The sequence below is a fragment of the Streptomyces hyaluromycini genome, from assembly GCF_002217755.1.
Lineage (GTDB): Bacteria > Actinomycetota > Actinomycetes > Streptomycetales > Streptomycetaceae > Streptomyces > Streptomyces hyaluromycini.
The window spans coordinates 137660-155406 of sequence record NZ_BCFL01000029.1; the positions used below are offsets into that span (position 1 = coordinate 137660).

Consider the following 17747-nt stretch of genomic DNA (forward strand, 5'->3'; position numbering starts at 1 on the left):
CGCCCGGCCTGCGTCATGGGGTCGCGTCGCGGTCCACCGCGGCCGGCGGGGTCCGGTCCGCGCCGGCACGACGGGCCAGCCGCAGGAGTTCCGGCAGCAGTGCCCCCAGTTCCACCGGCCATCGCGCCCGGGTGCGCCACTGCTCCCCGAGCGGCCTGGTCTTCTGGTGCACGTCGAGACGGACCTCGGGCCGCACCCGCTGCCCGGCCAGCAGCCGTACCACCATGTGGGAGCTGATCACGCCGAACGCCATGGCCGTGTAGGCGACCTGCGGAAAGCTGTAGTCGGTCCGGGCGTGGTTGGCCCGGATCTCGGCCAGCATGTCGGTCGGCACGTGCCGCAACGGCACGGCCCGGCGCAGCAGTTCCCACATGTCGTGACGGTCCGCGTCGTGCGGGCCGATGGCTCCCGCGAACGGTTCGCGGATGTGGCGGTAGTCGTAGCAGCGGACGTACTGGGTGCCTGCCATGTCCCAGCCGGTGATCAGGGGCAGCCGCCGCCGCACGGCGTGGCGGTGCAGCAGGAGTTTGGCCCGCCACCCTTCGGGGGTGGTGACGTCCACCCCGTCGATGATCACCTGGCAGGAGGCCGTCAGCTTCTCGACGGTCTGCGGGGTGACCCCTTCGGTGAAGACCTCGACCGAGGCGTGCGGGTTGATCGCCCGTACCCGGTCCCCGGCCAGCGAGGCCTTGTTCCGGTCGAGGTCGGCGACGGTCGCCGACTGCCGGTTGAGATTGTTGAGTTCGTACGTCCCCGGGTCGGCGAGCACGAATTTCTGCAGGCCGAGCCGTGTCAGCGGTTCGACGGCGGCGCCCCCGATCGACCCGCAGCCGGCCACCAGGACGGTGGCCGTGCGCAGCGCCCACTGGTCGGCCCCGGGCACCACCCCGGCGTTGCGGGCGGTCAGTTCGGCGTAGAACCCGGCTTTCGCCGCGGGCCCTTTGGCCGTCTCGGACAGCGGATCCCTGTCGCCGTTCGTCACCTGCGAACCCCTCCTCGTGCGGGATCGGGACGGTGTCCCGTACGCCTCCTGTGTGCGGCCAGCGTGGTGATCACGGCCTGCCACGAGGCCAGGTCGCTCGTCCCGTCGAGGTAGGAGCGGACCACGTCGCGGTACCAGGTCATGTCCGCGGGCACCGGGGCGGCGAACGGCTTGGCCACGACCGTCTGCCGGTAGATCGGCGCCATGGGATCCGATTCGGCGAGGCAGGGCGACGTGCCCTCGACGACGTGCAGGTCGAAGCCGACCAGCCGCAGATGGCGCAGGGCGACGTGCTCCTTGGCGTCGCCCAGCACGACGCGCACGTCGTCGCCCAGCCGGAGCAGCGCCTCGCCGATGCCGAGCATGAGGTGCCAGGGGACACGGGTGTGCTGCTCGTCCCGTGGCATCGTCTGGTCCCGCAGGAACCGTTTGAACTCGAAGGCCTGGTGGGTGCCCAGGCCGGGCCGTGCGTACCGGCCCAGCAGGTCGATGCCGTGCGCCGCCTCGGTCGGGAACGGGGTACGGCACGCGGAGTCCAGGGGCAGGCTCTCGGTGTCGGCCGAGCAGGCCAGTCCCACATAGCCGCGGATCTTCCCGGAGCGGGCGCACAGGGTGACGGTGTGGATGTTCTCCACGGGCGAGTGCGGCAGTGGTTCGTGGAACGCGGCGGTGCGGTGGACCGCGGCGGCGGAGATCCAGTCCAGCCGGAGGTACTGGGCCAGCCGGAACCCCAGCATCCCCTTGAGGTAGCGGGAGGGGAACTGGCTGTCCCGGCCCGTGACGGTGACCAGTGCGCCGTGCGGGTCCTCGACGAGGGAGAGCGGGTCGCCCCTGAACTCCGCGGGCAGCCGCCGGTAGCTGAGCAGGTCGTGGAGCCTGATGATGTCCCGGGCGTAGCGCCGGGCGCGGGGGTCCCCGTTGCCCGCGGGCTCCGGGGGCGGGGTGCCGCGTAAGGCGGGGCCGGCGGCGCTCACCACTCGTCCTTCTCGGCGTAGAGGCTGTCGGTGACGGCGAGTGCCAGGACCTCGGGGGTGCCCTCGTAGATCCGGGTGCCCAACGCGTCCCGCATCATCTTCTCCACGCCGTAGGAGCGCAGATAGCCGCGTGCGCCGAGCAGGGAGAGGGCCGTCTCCGCCACGTCGATCGCGGTCCGGTCCGCGAACAGCTTGGCCGCGGCCGGTTCGTAGACCGGCGGCGGCAGTTCGTTGTCGACCTTGTCCGCCGCCCGCAGGTACAGCAGGCGGGCGGCGTCGACCTTGGCGGCCATGCCGGCCAGCTTCGCCGCCGTGAACTGCTGGTCCTTGAGGTGACGCCCGCCCTGGACCCGTTCACCGCACCAGGCGATCGCCTGTTCCAGGGCGCTGCGCGCCACGCCCGTGGAGATGCCGGCCACCGCGGCGCGCGCCATGTTGCTCTGCGCCATGTTGATGGCCATGCCCTCGCCCTCCGCGCCGATCATGTACTCGGCGGGCACCCGGACGTCGTGGAACTCCAGCTCGCTGCCGAGGCAGGCGCGGTATCCCATCTTGTCCGCCACAGGCCCGCGGACCACACCGGGAAGGTCGAGAGGGACGATGAAGGAGGTGAGCCCGGTCGCCCCCGGGCTGCCCGCCATGTTGGCGAACACGGAGGCGAACGCGGCGACCTTCGCGTTGGTGATGAACCGCTTGCGGCCCGTCAGCACGTACTCGTCGCCGTCCCTGCGGGCGGTCGTGACGTTGCGCGCGTGTTCGGCCTGGGAGGGGACGATGAGGTCGCAGCCCGCGTCCTCCTCGGTGACGGCGTTGCAGGCGAGGACCGGTTCGTCGCCCGAGAACAGGGGCAGGAAGCGGGCCTGGAGGCGCGGATCGCCGGAGAGCAGGACCGGCGCCTGGCCGAGCAGGGTGGCCCCGAAGATCAGTGCCGTGCCCGGGCAGACCGCGGCGACCTCCTCCAGCGCGGTGGCGACGCCCAGCATCCCCACCCCCAGGCCGCCGTATTCCTTCGGAATCGCCGCGCGGGTGAGACCGACCCGGTGGCCGTGACCGACGAGGTCCCAGTCGAAATGCGCCGCCGGTTTCTGGTCCAGTTCCTGGACGCGGGGTTTGACGACGTTCCGGGCGAATTCCTTGGCGGCCTCCCTGAACTGCTCGACGCCGTTCGGCAGTACGTCGAAGTTGAGCGCGGCCTCGGACACGGATTCGGAGAGAGCGGTGTTCACGTGCGGTGTCACTCCTTGTGCGTCGGTTCGGTGTTCGGGACGGGTCGCCCGGCAGCGGTTCACGCGGCGATGCCGGCGGCGGCCGCGATCTCGGGGTACCGGTCGAACGCGGGGCGCAGCATCGGCACCAGTTCCAGCACCTTGGCGACCTTGCCGCGGATCCGGAGCCGGCCCGTGGCGATGGCGACGGGCACCATGAGCTGTCCCATCCACAGGGCGTGGGCCGTGTCGCAGGACATCCGGAGCGTGATCGCCGCCGGGCCCGCCTGCTCCTCGCCGATGCGGAGGCCCTGCGGTGCCACGAAGATCTCGCAGTCGGGCTTCGTGTGGACGAGCCGGACGGACAGGCCCTCCTGCCGGGCCCGCGCCACGAAATCGTCATCCTCCAGCAATACGGCGAACAGACTGCTGAAGACCTTCACGGCCATTTCACTGGACGGAAATACTGACATGTTCCCCCCTTCGCTCTTCGTGCGCTTCTCCTGCACGAAAGCGCTCACGAAAGAAACGTTAGGGGCCGTCACGACCGGCTTCCACCGTGCCAACATAAGACCGAAGGGAAGCGGACAGGACACGGAAAGGAGACGAGACAACCGGGCGGTGAAAAACAGATACCGGAAAGGAAATTCACCCCAAAGACCTTCGCGGGTTTCCGTGCGCACCAACCGCAACACGCCGCGTCTCCGACCCCGCGGTCCCCACCGAAGTCGGTGCTCAGGGAGACCCGGGCCGTCTTATCCAGCCCAGCGACCGCTCGACGGCCCGCTGCCAGTTGTCGTACTCCGACTCCCGGTGGCCGGGGTCCATTCCCGGCAGCCATCGGGCGGCCGGGTGCCAGTTGCGGCGCAGGACCTCGAGGTCCGGCCAGTAGCCTGCGGCGAGCCCGGCGGCGTACCCGGCGCCCAGGGAGACCGTCTCGGAGACCATGGGCCGTACGACGGGCACGCCGAGCACATCGGCGACGAACTGCATGAGCAGGTTGTCCGCCGTCATGCCGCCGTCGACCTTCAGCTCCTTCAGGGGCACCGAGGAGTCGGCGTTCATGGCGTCGACGACCTCACGCGTCTGCCAGCCCGTGGCCTCCAGGACGGCCCGGGCCAGGTGCCCGCTGGTGATGTAGGAGGTGAGGCCGACGATGACGCCGCGCGCGTCGCTGCGCCAGCGCGGGGCGAACAGGCCGGAGAAGGCGGGGACGATGTAGCAGCCGCCGTTGTCCTCGACGGTACGCGCCAGTGTTTCGATCTCCGGCGCGCTGTTGATCAGTCCCAGTCGGTCGCGGAACCACTGGACCAGTGCGCCGGTGACGGCTATCGACCCTTCCAGGGCGTAGACGGGTGCCCGGTCCCCGATCTTGTAGGCGACCGTCGTGAGCAGTCCGTGCCGGGACCGGATGACGTCGGTGCCGGTGTTGAGCAGCAGAAAGCTGCCCGTTCCGTACGTGCACTTGGCCTCGCCCGGGGAGAAGCAGGTCTGGCCGAAGAGTGCCGCCTGCTGGTCGCCGAGTGCGGCCGTGATGGGCACGCCGGGAAGCAGCGCGACGGCCTCGCCGTAGGTCTCCGCGTTGGACCGGATCTGGGGCAGCATCGGGCGGGGGACGCCGAAGAACGCCAGGAGTTCCTCGTCCCAGGTGAGCGTGCGGATGTTCATCAGCATGGTGCGGCTGGCGTTGGTGGCGTCGGTGACGTGCAGACCGCCGTCGGCACCGCCGGTGAGGTTCCAGATCAGCCAGCTCTCCATCGTGCCGAACAGCACCTCGCCGTCCTTCGCGCGCTGTTCCAGGCCCTTGACGTGGTCGAACAGCCAGCGGAGCCGCAGTGCCGAGAAGTAGGTGGAGGGCGGCAGCCCGCACCGGTCGAGGAAGAACTCCTCTCCGGGCCGTTCCCTGAGCTCCTCGACCAGCGGCGCCGTGCGCGTGTCCTGCCAGACGAGCGCCCGGCCCAGCGGGGTGCCCGTGCGGCGGTCCCAGAGCACCGTCGTCTCCCGCTGGTTGGCCAGACCGATGGCGGCGACCTGCGCCGTGTCGACGGCCGTACCGGATCCGGACAGGGCCTCGGACACCACACGTCGCAGGTTCTGCCAGATCTCGACGGCGTCGTGCTCGACCCAGCCGGGCCTGGGGAAGTGCTGCTGGTGCTCGCGCTGCGCGACGGACACCAGCCGGCCGCCCCGGTCGAACAGGATGCATCGTGTGGAATTGGTGCCCTGATCGATGGACATCACATACCGTTCCACCATGATCGGGTCCGCCTTCCGATGGGTCGCGGAGCGAGCGCGGGGCCAGGGGGTTCACCAGCGGGCGGCGCCGAGGTCTCTGGAGATCGCCCGTGCCGCCTCCCGGATCAGTGTGATCAGGGCGGGCCGGGGGTGGCCCTGGCTGTCACAGACCCGCTCTACCGGGCCGGACAGTCCGATGGCACCGACGACAAGGCCGCCGTGCCCGCGGATCGGCACGGCGAGCCCGGCCTCGCCCATGCTCATTTCCTGTATTTCGGCGGCCCAGCCCACCTCCCGGACCTCGGCGAGTGCCCGGGTGAGCTGCTCCCGGGTGACCAGGGTGTGCCTGGTGTACGCCTCGAGGCCCGAATCCAGGGCGGACTCCAGGGGCGCGGTCCCGTACGCCAGCAGCACCTTGCCCAGCGAGGAGGCGTGCAGCGGCAGCAGCGAGCCCACGTCCAGGGTCTGGAGCGTGTCGTCCGGCCGGAACACGTGGTGGACGACCAGGACCATGCCTTCCAGGGGCGTGCCCAGGCGCACCGCCTCCCCGCTGCGGGCGGCCAGGGCGTCGGCCCAGTTGATGGATCGGGACCGCAACTCGTTCACGTCGAGATAACTCGTGCCCAGATGCAGCAGGGCGGCTCCGAGCTGGTACTTGCCGGTCGCCGCGTCCTGCTCCACGAAATCCACGTGCTGGAGCGTGCGCAGAATGCCGTGGGCGGTGCCCTTGGCCAGCCCGAGGGAGGCCGCCACCTCTCCGAGCCCGAGTCGACGGGGCCCACCGGCGAGCAGGCGCAGAATCGCGGCCGCCCGTTCGATGGACTGGACCGGACCGGTCATGAATCGAGCCTATTACCGTCTGGGAAGGTCTGCCGTACGTGCGCAGGGCGCCGCGGCGCCGGCGCGGGAGGCCCCGTTCGGTAATGCCGACCCACGTTCATTGACCGACCCGGCGCGGCTCCTTAGCGTGCTATCAGGCCCGGCAACGTGCCGAGGCTCGTGATGCGGGGCCTGTGGCCCTCACCCCTGGAGACACGAGATGGCGGTACAGCTCAACACGCGGGTGCGGGGGGCAAGCGAATACGTCTTCCCGATGCCGCCCGTCGCCGGTGCCGTCCCGGACGTACGTCGACGGTCGGCCGCGGTCCTGGCCGCCTGGAGGGTGTCCCCGGACGTCGTCGAGGACGCGCTGCTGGTGATATCGGAACTGCTCACCAACGCGATGGTGCATGCCCTGCCCCCGGCGGTGCTGCGGCTTTCGTGGATGCGGGACGCCGGACTCGGCACCCTGCGCATCGAGGTCACCGACGCGGGTCCCGCGCGTACGGCGGGACAGCCGCCCGCGGGGATCGACCCGGACGAGCACGGCCGGGGCGAGGGGATCGTGCACGCGCTCGCTACTCGGTACGGCATCCATGTGCGTCCCGGCGCGGTCACCCGGTGGGCGGATCTCGTCGCGGTGTGAGAGGGCGGGGCCTGCGTAGGTTCCCCTGGCCGTCAGCGGCCGGGTCCCGTGGAGAACGCGGCGTCCGTGCGCCGGGCCGACCAGCGCCTTCCAGCGTCCGGGCCGACGGTGTCGGACCGGCTGCGCGACACCACGGAGACGGTCCCGCGGCCGTCATGTCCTTCCGGTCCAGGTCCGGGGCCAGGCTCCCCCTCCGGTCCGGGGCCGGATTCCGATGCCGGTTCCGGGACGGCGGTTCCCTGTGCCTCCGACGCGGACGGCACCGGTTCGCCCACGGCCTGCATCTGGAGCAGGAGCAGCGCCGCGTCGTCGTGCAGCCGGCCGCCCACGTGTGTCAGCAGTTCGTCGTGGACCGCGGAGAGGATGTGCTCCGGTTCGCCGGACACATGCCGGGCCACCCTTTCGGCCAGCGGGTAGAACTCGCGGTCGCGGTCGCGGGCCTCGATGACCCCGTCGGTGTAGAGCAGCAGCTGATCGCCTTCGGAGAAGGGCAGGATCTCCAGACAGGGGGGCTCGCCGACGAGGGCACGCAGGCCGAGGGGCGGAGCCGGACGGCTGGCCTCGACCGCGACGACTTCCCCTGACGCGGGTATGAGCAGGGGCGACGCGTGTCCGCAGTTGACCATCTCGAGCTGCCCGGCGCACGGGTGTCCGACGACCACCGCGGTGACGAAGTCGTCGGGCCCGAGGTTGCGGGCCAGGCTCCGCTCGATCCTGCCGACGACGGCGAGGAGGTCGGGCTCGTCATAGGCGGCCTCGCGAAAGACACCGAGGACGAGCGCGGCGATCTCCACGGCCGGCAACCCCTTGCCGCGTACGTCGCCGACGATCAGCCTGACCCCGTGCGGGGTGGGCACCAGTGCGTAGAGATCACCGCCGATACGGGCCTCCGCCGCCGCCGCGCTGTAGCGGACCGCGACCCGGAACGGGCCGACGGTCTCCGGGATGGGCTTGAGCACGGCGTGCTGGGCGGCCTCCGCGACCGAGCGGACGGCGGCGAGCACCCGTTCCCGGCGACCGCGCAGCGCGCTGGCCAGGGCGCTCGCCAGGGTGACGGCGAGCAGTGCCGAGAGTACGGCCGCCAGTTCGCGCCCCGGACCCGCCTCGCTGACGCCCAGGGTCGCGCCCAGCACCGCGGCGAGGAGTCCCACGAACAGGACGCCTCGGGGGCCGTTGGTGCTGGCGGCCAGCGCCGGCCCGGCCGCCAGCAGCGGCAGCCAGAACATCCCCGACCCGGCGAAGACGTCGACGAGCGCGATGCCGGAGACGATCAGAACCGGCACCACGGGCATTCCGGCGGCCAGCTGTGAGGCGGCGCGCCTGGGGACGGGCGCCCCGAAACCTGTCACCGGTTTCCGGAGCGGCCGCAACGGCCAGTGGTTGCCACCGTGGTCTCGCGCCTGCCTCATGTCTCTTCCGCAATCCTCAGCCGTAAGCCGTACGAGCCTTAAGCCCGACTTATCCGTTTCATCCAGGAAAGAGGTTCGGCCAACAAGCCACAAGGAGCGGGATTTCAGATAGTGAGCGACAGGCCTCTGGTCACACGGTCCGCGACCGGGATCAGCCGGGCCCGGACCTCCGGGAGCCGGGAGAGCCGTTCCGCCGGGAGGGAGACGCCCAGGGAGCCGAGGACGTCGCCCCGGTAGATGGGCACGGCGACACACACCGTGCCCAGTGAGTACTCCTCGAGATCCGTGACGGCCGGTGCCATGGGGGAGGCGTCGAGGTTCCGGAGCAGCTCCGGGAGGCTGGTGATGGTCCGTGGCGTCAGGTCGGCGAGATCGTGCCGGGAGAGGTAGTCACGGCGGGACTCCTCGTCCAGTTCGCGCAGTACGGACTTGCCCAGCGCGGTGGCGTGCCCGGCGTCCTCGAATCCCACCCAGAGGTCGACCCGGGGCGCGCGGGGCCCGTCGACGATCTCGGCGACGCTGATCTCGCCCTCTTCGTAGAAGGTGAGGTAGGTGGCGGTGACCAGCTCGTCACGGAGCGCGGCGAGCGTCGGCCGGACCCGGCTGAGCAGCGCCTGGGTGTGACCCGTGGTGTGCAGCGTCTGCAGCTTCTCACCGAGGATGAAGCCGCCGTCGGCCAGCTTCCGCAGGTACCCGTCGTGGACCATCGTCCGCAGCAGGTGGTAGGCGGTGGCCAGAGGCAGCCCCGTCTCACGTGCCAGCTGCTTCGCGGGCGCGCCGTTCTCGTGCGCGCTCACCGCTTCCAGCAGCCGGAAGGCACGCTGCACGGACATGATGAGCGTGGGGCTCTCATGAACGCTCATGCCACAAGCGTGCGCCCACCGTCCGGTACGGGCAAGACGCGGGGTTCTCTCGGCCGCACCGGCTCAGGCGCTCTCGCGGTCACTCTCGCCGTTTCGCCGTCCCGGTGTGCCGGTGACGAGGCGGACGAGGTGTTCCGCGAGGTCGGCGTCGAGGGGGGAGCCGGTCATGAGCCGCCGGTAGAGGATGGTGCCGGCCCAGATGTCCTGGACCAGGTCGGTGTCGAGGTCGTCGGGCAGATCGCCCCGCCCGACGGCGCGGCGCAGCGCGACGGCGATGTTCTCCCGCTTGCGGAACAGGAAGGCCTCGCGGAACCGGGTCATGAGTTCGGGGTGCGGAAGCAGACCGGCGGCGAGCGCGGGCAGCGAGGCGGCGATGTCCTCGTTCGCGTAGTTGTCGATGGTCATGTCGACGGCGTAGCGGAGCTCGGCGTGGGTGTCGCCCAGGTCGGGGATGTCGTCGGCGCGAAAGACCTCGGCGAGCGCGTCGGCCACGAGCGCCTCCTTGTTGGGCCACCAACGGTAGATGGTGGACTTGCCGACGCCCGCGGCCGCCGCGACGGCCTCGATGGTCAGCGCCGGATATCCGTGCTCCGACAGGACGCCCCGTGCCGCGTCGAGGATCTTCGCGAGAGAGCGCGGCCCGCCGGCCGCCTGGGGCGAGGAGAAGACAGAGGCCATGGACCGAACGATACGTATCGTTTCACTTCGGGGTCAAGGCATGCTACGGTCGTGGACGTCAATGAAACGATACGTATCGTTTCCATCCGTCTCCCCCCCAAGGACGTGACATGAAGGGCTACACCGTCCCCCTCTCTCCCCGCGGCATCGCGAACCTGGCGCCCGCTCCGCCGTGGCACTACGCCGGCACCGTGGCGGGCGTGGAGTTCTTCGCCGACCCCGCGGCCGCCGCGGCGACCCTGCCCGAGGGCCTGACTCCCGACCCCGACTCCGCCGGCCGCGGCGTCGCCATGTTCATCGACTGGCAGTACTCCGCCGTGGACCTGGAGTACCTGGACCCCGCACGCTCGCAGTACCGCGAGTTCCTGGTCACCCTGGACGCCCGCCACCACGACACGCCGGTGGCCTGGTGCCCGTACATCTACGTCGACAACGACTCCGCCATGGCCCGCGGCTGGGTCCAGGGCTTCCCCAAGAAGCTCGGCACCGTCCACCAGACGCGTGCCTACTCCGTAGGCGGACCCGGCACCCCGGTCCTCGGTCCGGGCGGACGGTTCGGCGCCACCGCGTCCTCCGCCGGGCAGCGCATCGCCGAAGCCGAGATCACCCTTGAGCAGGCGGTCCCCGACCCCACCGCCCTGATGAAACGCCCCGTGGTCAACCTGCGGCACTTCCCCCGCCTGGCCGCCGGACTGCACGACAAGCCGGCCGTCCACGAACTGGTCATGTCCGTCCTGGACAACACCGCGGTCAGCGACGCCTGGGTCGGCACCGCCGACCTCGCCTTCCTCCCCGCACGCGGCGAGGAACTCGCCGACCTGGCCATCCGGCGCGTGGGCAAGGGATTCCACTTCGACCTCGCCTACACCGTGACCGACCTCAAGACCCTCGTCGACCACAGCAGTTGATCGCCGGGCAGCAGTTCCAGGCCCGGCGGGCCGGTCGTCCTCGAATCAGAGATTCTCTCTACAGGCGGCCGGTGGGGTGGCCGGAGCCGCTGCCGACGAGGTCGCCGAGGGCCTGGGTGCCGCCCTGGAGCCGGCGGTCGCGCTGGCTGGTGCCGAACGCTCCGTAGGGGTAGCCGCCCGGCGTGGGTGCGCTGACCTTGTCGAGGGCTGCGGTGGCCTCGTCGTCCAGGGTGAGGGCGACGGCGCCGAGGCCGTCGTGGAGTTGTTGCGGGGTGCGGGCACCGAAGACGGGGGCGATGACACCGGGGCGGTCGGCGATCCAGCTCAGGGCGACCTGGGCGGGGGTGGCGCCGGTCTCCTCGGCGATGCGGACGACCTCGTCGATGGTGGCCCAGTTGCGGTCGGCAGCGGCGTACTCGGCCGACACCCACTGGTACAGCTCGTTCGCGGACCCGGCGCGGGTGCCGGACTCCGGGGTCGTACCGCGCTCGTACTTCCCGGTGAGGAAGCCGCCGGCCAGCGGCGACCACGGCAGCAGGCCGACCTCGTTGTGCAGCGCGGCGGGGACCATCTCGTACTCGCTCTCCCGGGACAGCAGGCTGTACTGCTGCTGAAGGGTGAGCGGGACCTGGACGCCCATCGCCCTGGCGGTGGAGACGGTCAGCTGGAGCTGCCAGCCGGTGAAGTTCGACAGTCCGGTGTAGTGGATCTTCCCAGCGCGGACGGCGTCGTCGAGGAAGGAGAGGGTCTCCTCGACGGGGGTGTGCGCGTCCCAGCCGTGCATCTGGTAGAGGTCGACGGTCTCCACGCCGAGCCGGCGCAGCGAGGCGTCCAGCGCGCGGTGCAGGTGGCGGCGGGACAGGCCCAGGTCGTTGACGTCGGGACCGGTGGTGAAACGGCCCCTGGTGGCGAGGACGACGCGGTCGGTGACCTCGCTCGGGCGGGCGGCCAGCCAGCGGCCGACGATCTGTTCGGAGAGGCCGCCGGCGTAGACGTCGGATGTGTCGAGCAGGGTGCCGCCGGCCTCGGTGAAGGCATCGAGCAGGGCGAATGCCTCGTCTTGGGTGTTCTCGCTGCCGAAGTACATGGTGCCGAGCGCCAGTTCGGACACGGCAAGACCGGAGTTGCCGAGGGTGCGGTATTGCATGACGTTCTGAACGCCTTCCCGTTGCTGCGGAGTTCGGTCGTGTTCTCGTGGTCAGAACCAGGAAGGCCCGACGTTGGTGTACGGCTTCTCCAGGGCTGCCGCTTCCTCGTCGGACAGCCGTAGGGCGAAGGCGTCGACCGCCTGCCGAAGGTGGTGGGGCCGGGTGGCTCCGACGATGGGCGCCGAGACCAGCGGGTTGCGCAGCACCCAGGCGAGGGCGATCTGTGCCATGGGCACGCGTCGGGCTTCGGCGAGCTGCTGCACGGCGTTGATGACCGGCTCGTCGTACTCGCTGTCGAAGGACTGCACGACGTGGTCGGTGCGGGAGCGGGTGCTCTGTTCGCCGACGGGGCGGGCGAGGCGGCCCTTGCCGTTCGGGGAGTAGGGGACCAGTCCCACGCCCATGTCGCCGCACATGGCCATGAGTTCGGGTTCGTCCTGGCGGCGCAGCAGGTTGTACTGGTTCTGCATGGACCCGAACCGGGTCCATCCGCCCAGGTCGGCGGCGTGCTGAAGCTTGGCGAACTGCCAGGCGTACATCGACGAGGCGCCGAGGTAGCGGACCTTTCCGGCCTTGACGACGTCGTGCAGCGCCTCCATCGTCTCCTCGACCGGTACATCGTCGTCGAAGCGGTGGATCTGGTAGAGGTCGATGTAGTCCGTGCCCAGCCGTACCAGGGAGGCGTCGACCTGTTCCAGGATCGCCTTGCGGGACAGTCCCGCCCCGCCGGGACCGTCGTGCATGGGGCCGCGGACCTTGGTGGCGAGGACGATGTCCTCGCGCCGGGAGTACTTCTTGACGGCGCGGCCGACGATCTCCTCCGAGGTTCCGGCCTGGTAGACGTTGGCGGTGTCCCAGAAGGTGATGCCCAGCTCGACGGCCTGCCGGAAGAACGGCGCGGCCTTGTCCTCGGTCAGCGCCCAGGGGTGGGCGCCGGGGACGGCCGGGTCACCGTAGCTCATGCAGCCGAGGGCGAGCCGGCTCACCTTCAGCCCGGTGATGCCCAGACGGGTGTACTCCATGGTGACGCTCCTTCACGGTCAAGTGCGGTGCCGGGCTGTGGAGTCGGGGGTTTCGAGCAGCCTGAGTGCCGGCCGGGTGCTCGAAACCGTACGTCGGGTTCATGAGATGCAGTTCCCATCGGGGTTCGGTGTGCGTGCCGACCGGGCCGGACTCCGTGGGCATGCGCCGCCGCGGTGTGCCGGGACGACGAACGGCCGGGCGGCGGGTCAGGGGCGCAGCAGCGTCTTGATGGCGCGACGCTCGTCCATGGCCCGGTAGCCCTCGGCGGCCTCGTCCAGCGGCAGAGCCAGGTCGAAGACCTTCCCCGGCTCGATACGGCCGTCCAGGACGCGCTCGATCAGGTCGGGCAGGAAACGGCGTACCGGCGCGGGGCCGCCGCGCAGGCCGACGTGGGAGAAGAACAGCTCCTGGCCGTCGACGGCCACATCGTGCGGGACACCCACGAAGCCGACGTTGCCACCGGGACGGGTGGCCCGGACGGCCTGCCGCATCGACTCCTGCGTGCCGACGCACTCCAGGACGGAGTCCGCACCGATGCCGCCGGTGAGTTCCCTGACACGGGCGACGCCCGCCTCGCCGCGCTCGGCGACGATGTCGGTGGCCCCGAAGGCGACGGCCGGCGTCATCCGGTCGGCGGCGCTCAGCGTCGACTTGGCCGTCACTGCGTCGCCGAGGAGGCGCGTGGCGGTTCCGCTCGGCGATCCCCCGCGTGCGTGGTCACCGCCGCCCTGCGGGGTGTGCCGTCCCCGGTCCCGGCTGACGCTCAAGCTCCTGTCGGCTGTGATCAGCGGGAGGTACGGGTGCTGGTGCGCGGGCCGCCGTACTCGGCGTCGGTGACGTGCTCCAGCCAGTCGACCTCGTCGCCCTCCCACAGGGCGAGGTGCTCCATGAACTGGTCCGGACTCGCGCCGTGCCAGTGCTCCTCGCCGGGCGGGCAGCCGATGGTGTCGCCCGGGTGGGCCTCGATGATCACGCCGTCCCGGGTGCCGATCAGGGCGACTCCGGACACCACGTGCAGCGTCTGGCCCAGGCCGTGGCTGTGCCAGGCGGTGCGGGCGCCGGGGGCGAAGCGGACCATGTTGGCCCGCGCCCGGGAGGGCTCCTCGCCCCGGAGGATCACATCCGCCCAGGCGTCACCGGTGAACCACTGGGCGGGCAGCCTCATCGTCGCGGGCTTCTTGAGGATCTCCATGGTGGTACGTACTCCTTGCGTCGGCCGTCGCCGGGCGGCCGTAGGGGGTGAACCGGTGTTCGGGACGGGTCAGGCCGAGCGGAACAGTTCGCGGGCCACGGTCAGCGCGGACATGGCCTTGGGCCAGCCGGCGTAGAACGCCATGTGCGTGATGGTCTCGATGAGTTCCGCCTCGGTCACGCCGTTCTGCCGGGCCAAGGGGATGTGGAAGCCGAGCTGCTCGCTGCTGCCGCTGGTGATGAGGCTTGCCACGGTCACCAGGCTGCGGTCTCTCGGGGACAGCTCCGGGCTCTTCCACGCCTGTCCGAACAGCACGTCCTCGCTGTAGCCGGCCAGTGCGGGAGCGACGTCCCCGAACAGGTCCCGCGGCCCCGGCTGTGTCTTCTCCGTCATTGTTCGTGTCCTTTCCACGTGGCGCGCCGGTGCTCATCAGCCCGCCGTCATACGGGCGGGCGACACCGCGCCGGGGTTTCGCTCCGCCCGCGCGCCGACGCCGCCGACAGCCGGACGAGGCTCCCGCCGACCCGGCCGACCGGCCTGGCGCCGATCCCGCCACAACCGATGGAACCGCAGGTCACACGCGCGGGGAAGGACTCGTTGATACGTGTACTGGCAGTACACCCCACGGCCGGAGACACGTCCGGACAAGCCGACGTAGCCTCGAAGCCATGGACAACCGGAGCGAGGTACGCGAGTTCCTGACCAGCCGCCGTGCCAAGATCACGCCCCAGCAGGCGGGGCTGCCCGCCTACACCGGCAACCGGCGTGTCAAGGGGCTGCGCAGGGAAGAGGTCGCGCTGCTCGCCGGCGTCAGCGCCGAGTACTACGCCCGCCTGGAGCGCGGCAACCTCTCCGGCGTCTCCGAGACCGTCATCGACTCCCTCGCCCGCGCCCTCCAGCTCGACGAGGCCGAGCGCGCCCACCTCGACGACCTCGCGCGCACCGCCAACACCACCCGCCGCCCGCCCCGCCGACGGGCGCCGCAGCCGATCCGTGCGAGCCTGCAGCACCTGCTCGACGCGATGACCGAAGCCCCGGCCTTCATCCGCAACGGCCGCCTGGACATCCTGGCCACCAACCGGCTCGGCCGCGCCCTGTACGACCCGGTCTTCGCCGACCCGGCCCGGCCCGTGAACCTCGCCCGGTACGAGTTCCTCAACCCCGGCGCGGCCGACTTCCTGCCCCACCTGGAGGCCCAGGCGGCCGGCGCGGTGGCGCTCCTGCGCACCGAAGCGGGACGCGACCCGTACAACCGGGACCTGACCGACCTCGTCGGCGAACTCTCCACCCGCAGCGAGAAGTTCCGCACGCTGTGGGCCGCGCACGACGTGCGCCTGCACCAGACCGGCGTCAAGCACTTCCGCCACCCCGCGGTCGGCGAACTCGTCCTCCCCTTCGAGGCCATGCCCATCCCGACGGACCCCGGCCTCACCCTCACCGCCCTCAGCGCCGAACCCGGCACCCCGTCCCACGACAGCCTCAAACTCCTGGCCAGCTGGGCCGCCACCCTCGATCAGGACGCCCACCCGGACACCGCTGCCGCCGGCGGCGAAGACGTACCCACCCGCTGAGCCCGCACAGCAGGTCCCCCGGCCCCCGGTCCCGGTCCCTGGCCCCCGGGATCAGCGGCGCTCCGGTGCCGCCCCCAACCGGTGCAGGCGCAGGGCCAGTTGGATCTCCAGGGCGCGGGCCGGCTGCTGCCAGTCCTCGCCGAGGAGGCGGGCCACCCGCTCCAGCCGCTGGGCCACCGTGTTCACGTGGACGTGGAGTTCGTCCTTGGTGCGGGCCGGGCTCATCCCGCAGGCGAAGTACGCGTCGAGGGTGCGCAGCAGTTCCGTGCCGCGCCGTGTGTCGTAGGCGACGACCGGGCCGATGGTGCGCGTGACGAATGCGGTGACGTCCCGTTCGCCGGCGAGGAGCAGGCCGAGGAAGCCGAAGTCCTCGGCGGCGGCACCGTCCCCGCCCCGGCCGAGGAGGTTCAGCGCGTCGAGGCAGCGGCGGCCCTCGGCATACCCGGCGGCCACGGTGTCGGGGCGGGTGGCGAGGTCGGCGACGGGGGCGGAGGCGCCCACGGTCACCGGCTGGTGGACGGCGGTGCCGAGCTGCCGCGCGGTGCGCCGGGCGAGGTCGGTGGCGGTCTCACCGGGGTCGAGGGGCAGCAGCAGGACGGTGCCGCCGTCGCGGGCGGCGGCCAGTCCGTGCCGGGTGGTGGCGAGGCGGGAGGCGGCCGACCACAGCCGGCGGCGCGCTGCCGCCGCCTCCTCGGCGTCCGCCGCAGGGCCGTCCAGGCGGGCGGCGAGCACGACGTGGGTGGCGTCGAGGTCGGCGTGCAACCGGGAGGCGCGGTCGCGCAGTTGGCGCGGCTCCCGGTCGCGGGCGTCGAGGAGGTCGTCCAGCAGTTCGCCGCGCACCCGCTGTTCGGCCTCGGCGGCGGAGCGGCGGGCCAGCAGGAGCAGTGAGGTGACCATCGCGGCGCGCTCCAGGGTGCGCTGGTCGACGGGGTCCAGGCCGGGACGGCCGCGCAGCACCAGCGCGCCGAGGAGTTCGCCGCCCGCGGCGACCGCGGCGATCCAGTCGTCGCCGTGCCGTACCGCGCGCCCCTCCGTGCGCGACGTCTCCAGCGACCGGGTGTCGGCCGTGTCGGTGAACTCGACCGTGCCGCCCAGGATCTGGGAGACGGCGGCGGCCACGTCACGGACCTGGCCGCCGCGCAGCACGAGCTCGGCGAGCCGGTCGTGGACGTCCGAGGCGCGTTCGATGACCGCGCTGCGGTCCTTGATGATCTCGTTGGCCCGCTCCAGGCCGGCCATGGCCGAACGGGTCTCGGTGAGCAGGTTCGCCGTGTCGATGGCGGCCGCGGCGAGCGCGGCGAAGGAGCCGAGCAGGGCGATCTGCTCCCGTTCGAAGACACGTGCCCGCCGGTCCGCGGCGAACAGCACCCCGATGACGTGCGGCCCCAGCATGAGCGGGACGCCGAGGATGGCGACCAGGCCCTCGTCGCGCACCCCCGCGTCGATGGTCAGCGTGTGCTGGAAGCGGTCGTCCTTGAAGTAGTCGTCGGTGACGTACGGCCGCGCGGTCTGCGCGACGAGTCCGCCGAGCCCCTCCCCCATGCCGAGCCGCAGCTGCTGGAAGCGGGCCGCGACCGAACCCTCGGTGACCCGCATGTAGGTGTCGCCGCGCGCCGGGTCGTTCAGGCTCAGATAGGCGACGTCCGTGCCGAGCAGGGAGCGGGCGCGCTGGACGATCGCCTGGAGTACGGCGTCCACGTCCCGCAGTCCCGCCAGGTCGTGCGCGGTCTCGAACAGGGCGGACAGCTCGGCCTCGCGCCGGCGTCTGCCCTCCAGCTCGCCGCGGACCCGCAGCGCGAGCAGCTTGGCCCGCTCCAGGGCGGCGATCCGCTCCGGTGACCGGTTCTCCGCGCGGGCGAGCAGCACCGGCTGCTCGTACGCCTCCGCCGAGGCACCCCTGGCCAGCAGTTCGAGGTACGCCGGCTCGGCACCCCCGGGCGCTTCGGCGCCCAGGTCGAGGGCACCGGCCGCCGGGGCCGGGGCCGGCCGCCTGGCGGACTGCACGTGATTGCGAGACATGGTCACAGGATTCCGCATCGCCGCTCCGGCCCGTCGGGCCTGTGGAAAACTCGCGGGCCGGCGGGATTCCGGCCC

At 71.5% G+C, this 17747-nt stretch carries 16 protein-coding genes and 2 pseudogenes; 3 read left to right on the forward strand and 15 right to left on the reverse strand.

Going from position 1 to position 17747, the window contains the following annotated elements:
• Positions 1-13 precede the first annotated feature (13 nt).
• The 6 genes from SSP29_RS57195 to SSP29_RS39645 all read right to left on the reverse strand — a co-directional run bounded on the left by SSP29_RS57195 (position 14) and on the right by SSP29_RS39645 (position 6236).
• Entirely contained in the window at positions 14-982 is a 969-nt protein-coding gene (locus SSP29_RS57195) for a HesA/MoeB/ThiF family protein (protein WP_245883479.1), read from the reverse strand.
• Complete coding sequence (locus SSP29_RS57200; RefSeq protein ID WP_089105781.1) at positions 979-1956, reverse strand: hypothetical protein; 978 nt, start codon at positions 1954-1956, stop codon at positions 979-981. Before SSP29_RS57200 ends, SSP29_RS57195 begins: the two co-directional genes overlap by 4 nt.
• On the reverse strand, positions 1953-3182 hold the full coding sequence (locus SSP29_RS39630; RefSeq protein ID WP_150135792.1) for an acyl-CoA dehydrogenase family protein: 1230 nt from the start codon (positions 3180-3182) through the stop codon (positions 1953-1955). Before SSP29_RS39630 ends, SSP29_RS57200 begins: the two co-directional genes overlap by 4 nt.
• 59 nt (positions 3183-3241) lie before the next feature.
• Positions 3242-3634 carry an SCP2 sterol-binding domain-containing protein gene (locus tag SSP29_RS39635; RefSeq protein ID WP_145969005.1) on the reverse strand — a complete coding sequence of 131 codons (393 nt, stop codon included), beginning with the start codon at positions 3632-3634 and terminating at the stop codon, positions 3242-3244.
• Positions 3635-3896: 262 nt separating this feature from the next.
• A complete protein-coding gene (gene glpK, locus SSP29_RS39640) occupies positions 3897-5417 on the reverse strand; it encodes a glycerol kinase GlpK (RefSeq protein ID WP_089105783.1) in 1521 nt (506 codons plus the stop codon).
• 51 nt (positions 5418-5468) lie between these two features.
• Positions 5469-6236 (reverse strand): IclR family transcriptional regulator, encoded by a 768-nt coding sequence (locus tag SSP29_RS39645; RefSeq protein WP_089105784.1) that lies wholly within the window; start codon positions 6234-6236, stop codon positions 5469-5471.
• A gap of 199 nt (positions 6237-6435) precedes the next feature.
• On the opposite strand from SSP29_RS39645, the gene SSP29_RS39650 reads away from it, so the two are divergent.
• A complete protein-coding gene (locus tag SSP29_RS39650; RefSeq protein ID WP_089105785.1) occupies positions 6436-6861 on the forward strand; it encodes an ATP-binding protein in 426 nt (141 codons plus the stop codon).
• Positions 6862-7094: 233 nt separating this feature from the next.
• On the opposite strand, the pseudogene SSP29_RS39655 reads toward SSP29_RS39650, so the two are convergent.
• The 3 genes and pseudogenes from SSP29_RS39655 to SSP29_RS39665 form a co-directional block, all read right to left on the reverse strand.
• Positions 7095-8270: pseudogene (locus tag SSP29_RS39655) on the reverse strand (PP2C family protein-serine/threonine phosphatase); the annotation flags it as partial.
• A 104-nt stretch (positions 8271-8374) separates the two neighbouring features.
• A complete protein-coding gene (locus SSP29_RS39660) occupies positions 8375-9133 on the reverse strand; it encodes an IclR family transcriptional regulator (RefSeq protein ID WP_089105786.1) in 759 nt (252 codons plus the stop codon).
• Between the two features lie 63 nt (positions 9134-9196).
• Entirely contained in the window at positions 9197-9811 is a 615-nt protein-coding gene (locus SSP29_RS39665; RefSeq protein WP_089105787.1) for a TetR/AcrR family transcriptional regulator, read from the reverse strand.
• Between the two features lie 110 nt (positions 9812-9921).
• On the opposite strand from SSP29_RS39665, the gene SSP29_RS39670 reads away from it, so the two are divergent.
• A complete protein-coding gene (locus tag SSP29_RS39670; RefSeq protein WP_089105788.1) occupies positions 9922-10719 on the forward strand; it encodes an acetoacetate decarboxylase family protein in 798 nt (265 codons plus the stop codon).
• A gap of 58 nt (positions 10720-10777) precedes the next feature.
• Here the strand turns inward: SSP29_RS39670 and SSP29_RS39675 are convergent, their stop codons facing one another.
• The 5 genes and pseudogenes from SSP29_RS39675 to SSP29_RS39695 form a co-directional block, all read right to left on the reverse strand.
• A complete protein-coding gene (locus tag SSP29_RS39675; protein WP_089105789.1) occupies positions 10778-11866 on the reverse strand; it encodes an aldo/keto reductase in 1089 nt (362 codons plus the stop codon).
• A 51-nt stretch (positions 11867-11917) separates the two neighbouring features.
• Entirely contained in the window at positions 11918-12889 is a 972-nt protein-coding gene (locus SSP29_RS39680; RefSeq protein ID WP_089105790.1) for an aldo/keto reductase, read from the reverse strand.
• A 207-nt stretch (positions 12890-13096) separates the two neighbouring features.
• Positions 13097-13507: pseudogene (locus tag SSP29_RS39685) on the reverse strand (zinc-binding dehydrogenase); the annotation flags it as partial.
• Between the two features lie 167 nt (positions 13508-13674).
• A complete protein-coding gene (locus tag SSP29_RS39690) occupies positions 13675-14082 on the reverse strand; it encodes a (R)-mandelonitrile lyase (RefSeq protein ID WP_089105791.1) in 408 nt (135 codons plus the stop codon).
• Between the two features lie 69 nt (positions 14083-14151).
• Entirely contained in the window at positions 14152-14475 is a 324-nt protein-coding gene (locus SSP29_RS39695; RefSeq protein ID WP_089105792.1) for a carboxymuconolactone decarboxylase family protein, read from the reverse strand.
• 275 nt (positions 14476-14750) lie between these two features.
• Here SSP29_RS39695 and SSP29_RS39700 point away from each other — a divergent pair, with 275 nt between their 5' ends.
• Positions 14751-15653: a helix-turn-helix transcriptional regulator gene (locus SSP29_RS39700; RefSeq protein ID WP_089105793.1), complete on the forward strand. Its 903-nt coding sequence runs from the start codon at positions 14751-14753 to the stop codon at positions 15651-15653.
• A 51-nt stretch (positions 15654-15704) separates the two neighbouring features.
• Here the strand turns inward: SSP29_RS39700 and SSP29_RS39705 are convergent, their stop codons facing one another.
• The gene (locus SSP29_RS39705; protein ID WP_089105794.1) at positions 15705-17672 is read right to left on the reverse strand and encodes a helix-turn-helix domain-containing protein; all 1968 of its coding nucleotides are present in this window, start codon (positions 17670-17672) and stop codon (positions 15705-15707) included.
• Positions 17673-17747 lie beyond the last annotated feature (75 nt).

Coding starts and splice junctions, on each gene's coding strand:
- glpK (WP_089105783.1), bottom strand. CDS start 5,417: ATGGTGGAACGGTATGTGATGTCCATCGATCAGGGCACCAATTCCACA.
- SSP29_RS39680 (WP_089105790.1), bottom strand. CDS start 12,889: ATGGAGTACACCCGTCTGGGCATCACCGGGCTGAAGGTGAGCCGGCTC.
- SSP29_RS39660 (WP_089105786.1), bottom strand. CDS start 9,133: ATGAGCGTTCATGAGAGCCCCACGCTCATCATGTCCGTGCAGCGTGCC.
- SSP29_RS39670 (WP_089105788.1), top strand. CDS start 9,922: ATGAAGGGCTACACCGTCCCCCTCTCTCCCCGCGGCATCGCGAACCTG.
- SSP29_RS39635 (WP_145969005.1), bottom strand. CDS start 3,634: ATGTCAGTATTTCCGTCCAGTGAAATGGCCGTGAAGGTCTTCAGCAGT.
- SSP29_RS39650 (WP_089105785.1), top strand. CDS start 6,436: ATGGCGGTACAGCTCAACACGCGGGTGCGGGGGGCAAGCGAATACGTC.
- SSP29_RS39695 (WP_089105792.1), bottom strand. CDS start 14,475: ATGACGGAGAAGACACAGCCGGGGCCGCGGGACCTGTTCGGGGACGTC.
- SSP29_RS39700 (WP_089105793.1), top strand. CDS start 14,751: ATGGACAACCGGAGCGAGGTACGCGAGTTCCTGACCAGCCGCCGTGCC.
- SSP29_RS39675 (WP_089105789.1), bottom strand. CDS start 11,866: ATGCAATACCGCACCCTCGGCAACTCCGGTCTTGCCGTGTCCGAACTG.
- SSP29_RS39665 (WP_089105787.1), bottom strand. CDS start 9,811: ATGGCCTCTGTCTTCTCCTCGCCCCAGGCGGCCGGCGGGCCGCGCTCT.
- SSP29_RS39690 (WP_089105791.1), bottom strand. CDS start 14,082: ATGGAGATCCTCAAGAAGCCCGCGACGATGAGGCTGCCCGCCCAGTGG.
- SSP29_RS39705 (WP_089105794.1), bottom strand. CDS start 17,672: ATGTCTCGCAATCACGTGCAGTCCGCCAGGCGGCCGGCCCCGGCCCCG.
- SSP29_RS39645 (WP_089105784.1), bottom strand. CDS start 6,236: ATGACCGGTCCGGTCCAGTCCATCGAACGGGCGGCCGCGATTCTGCGC.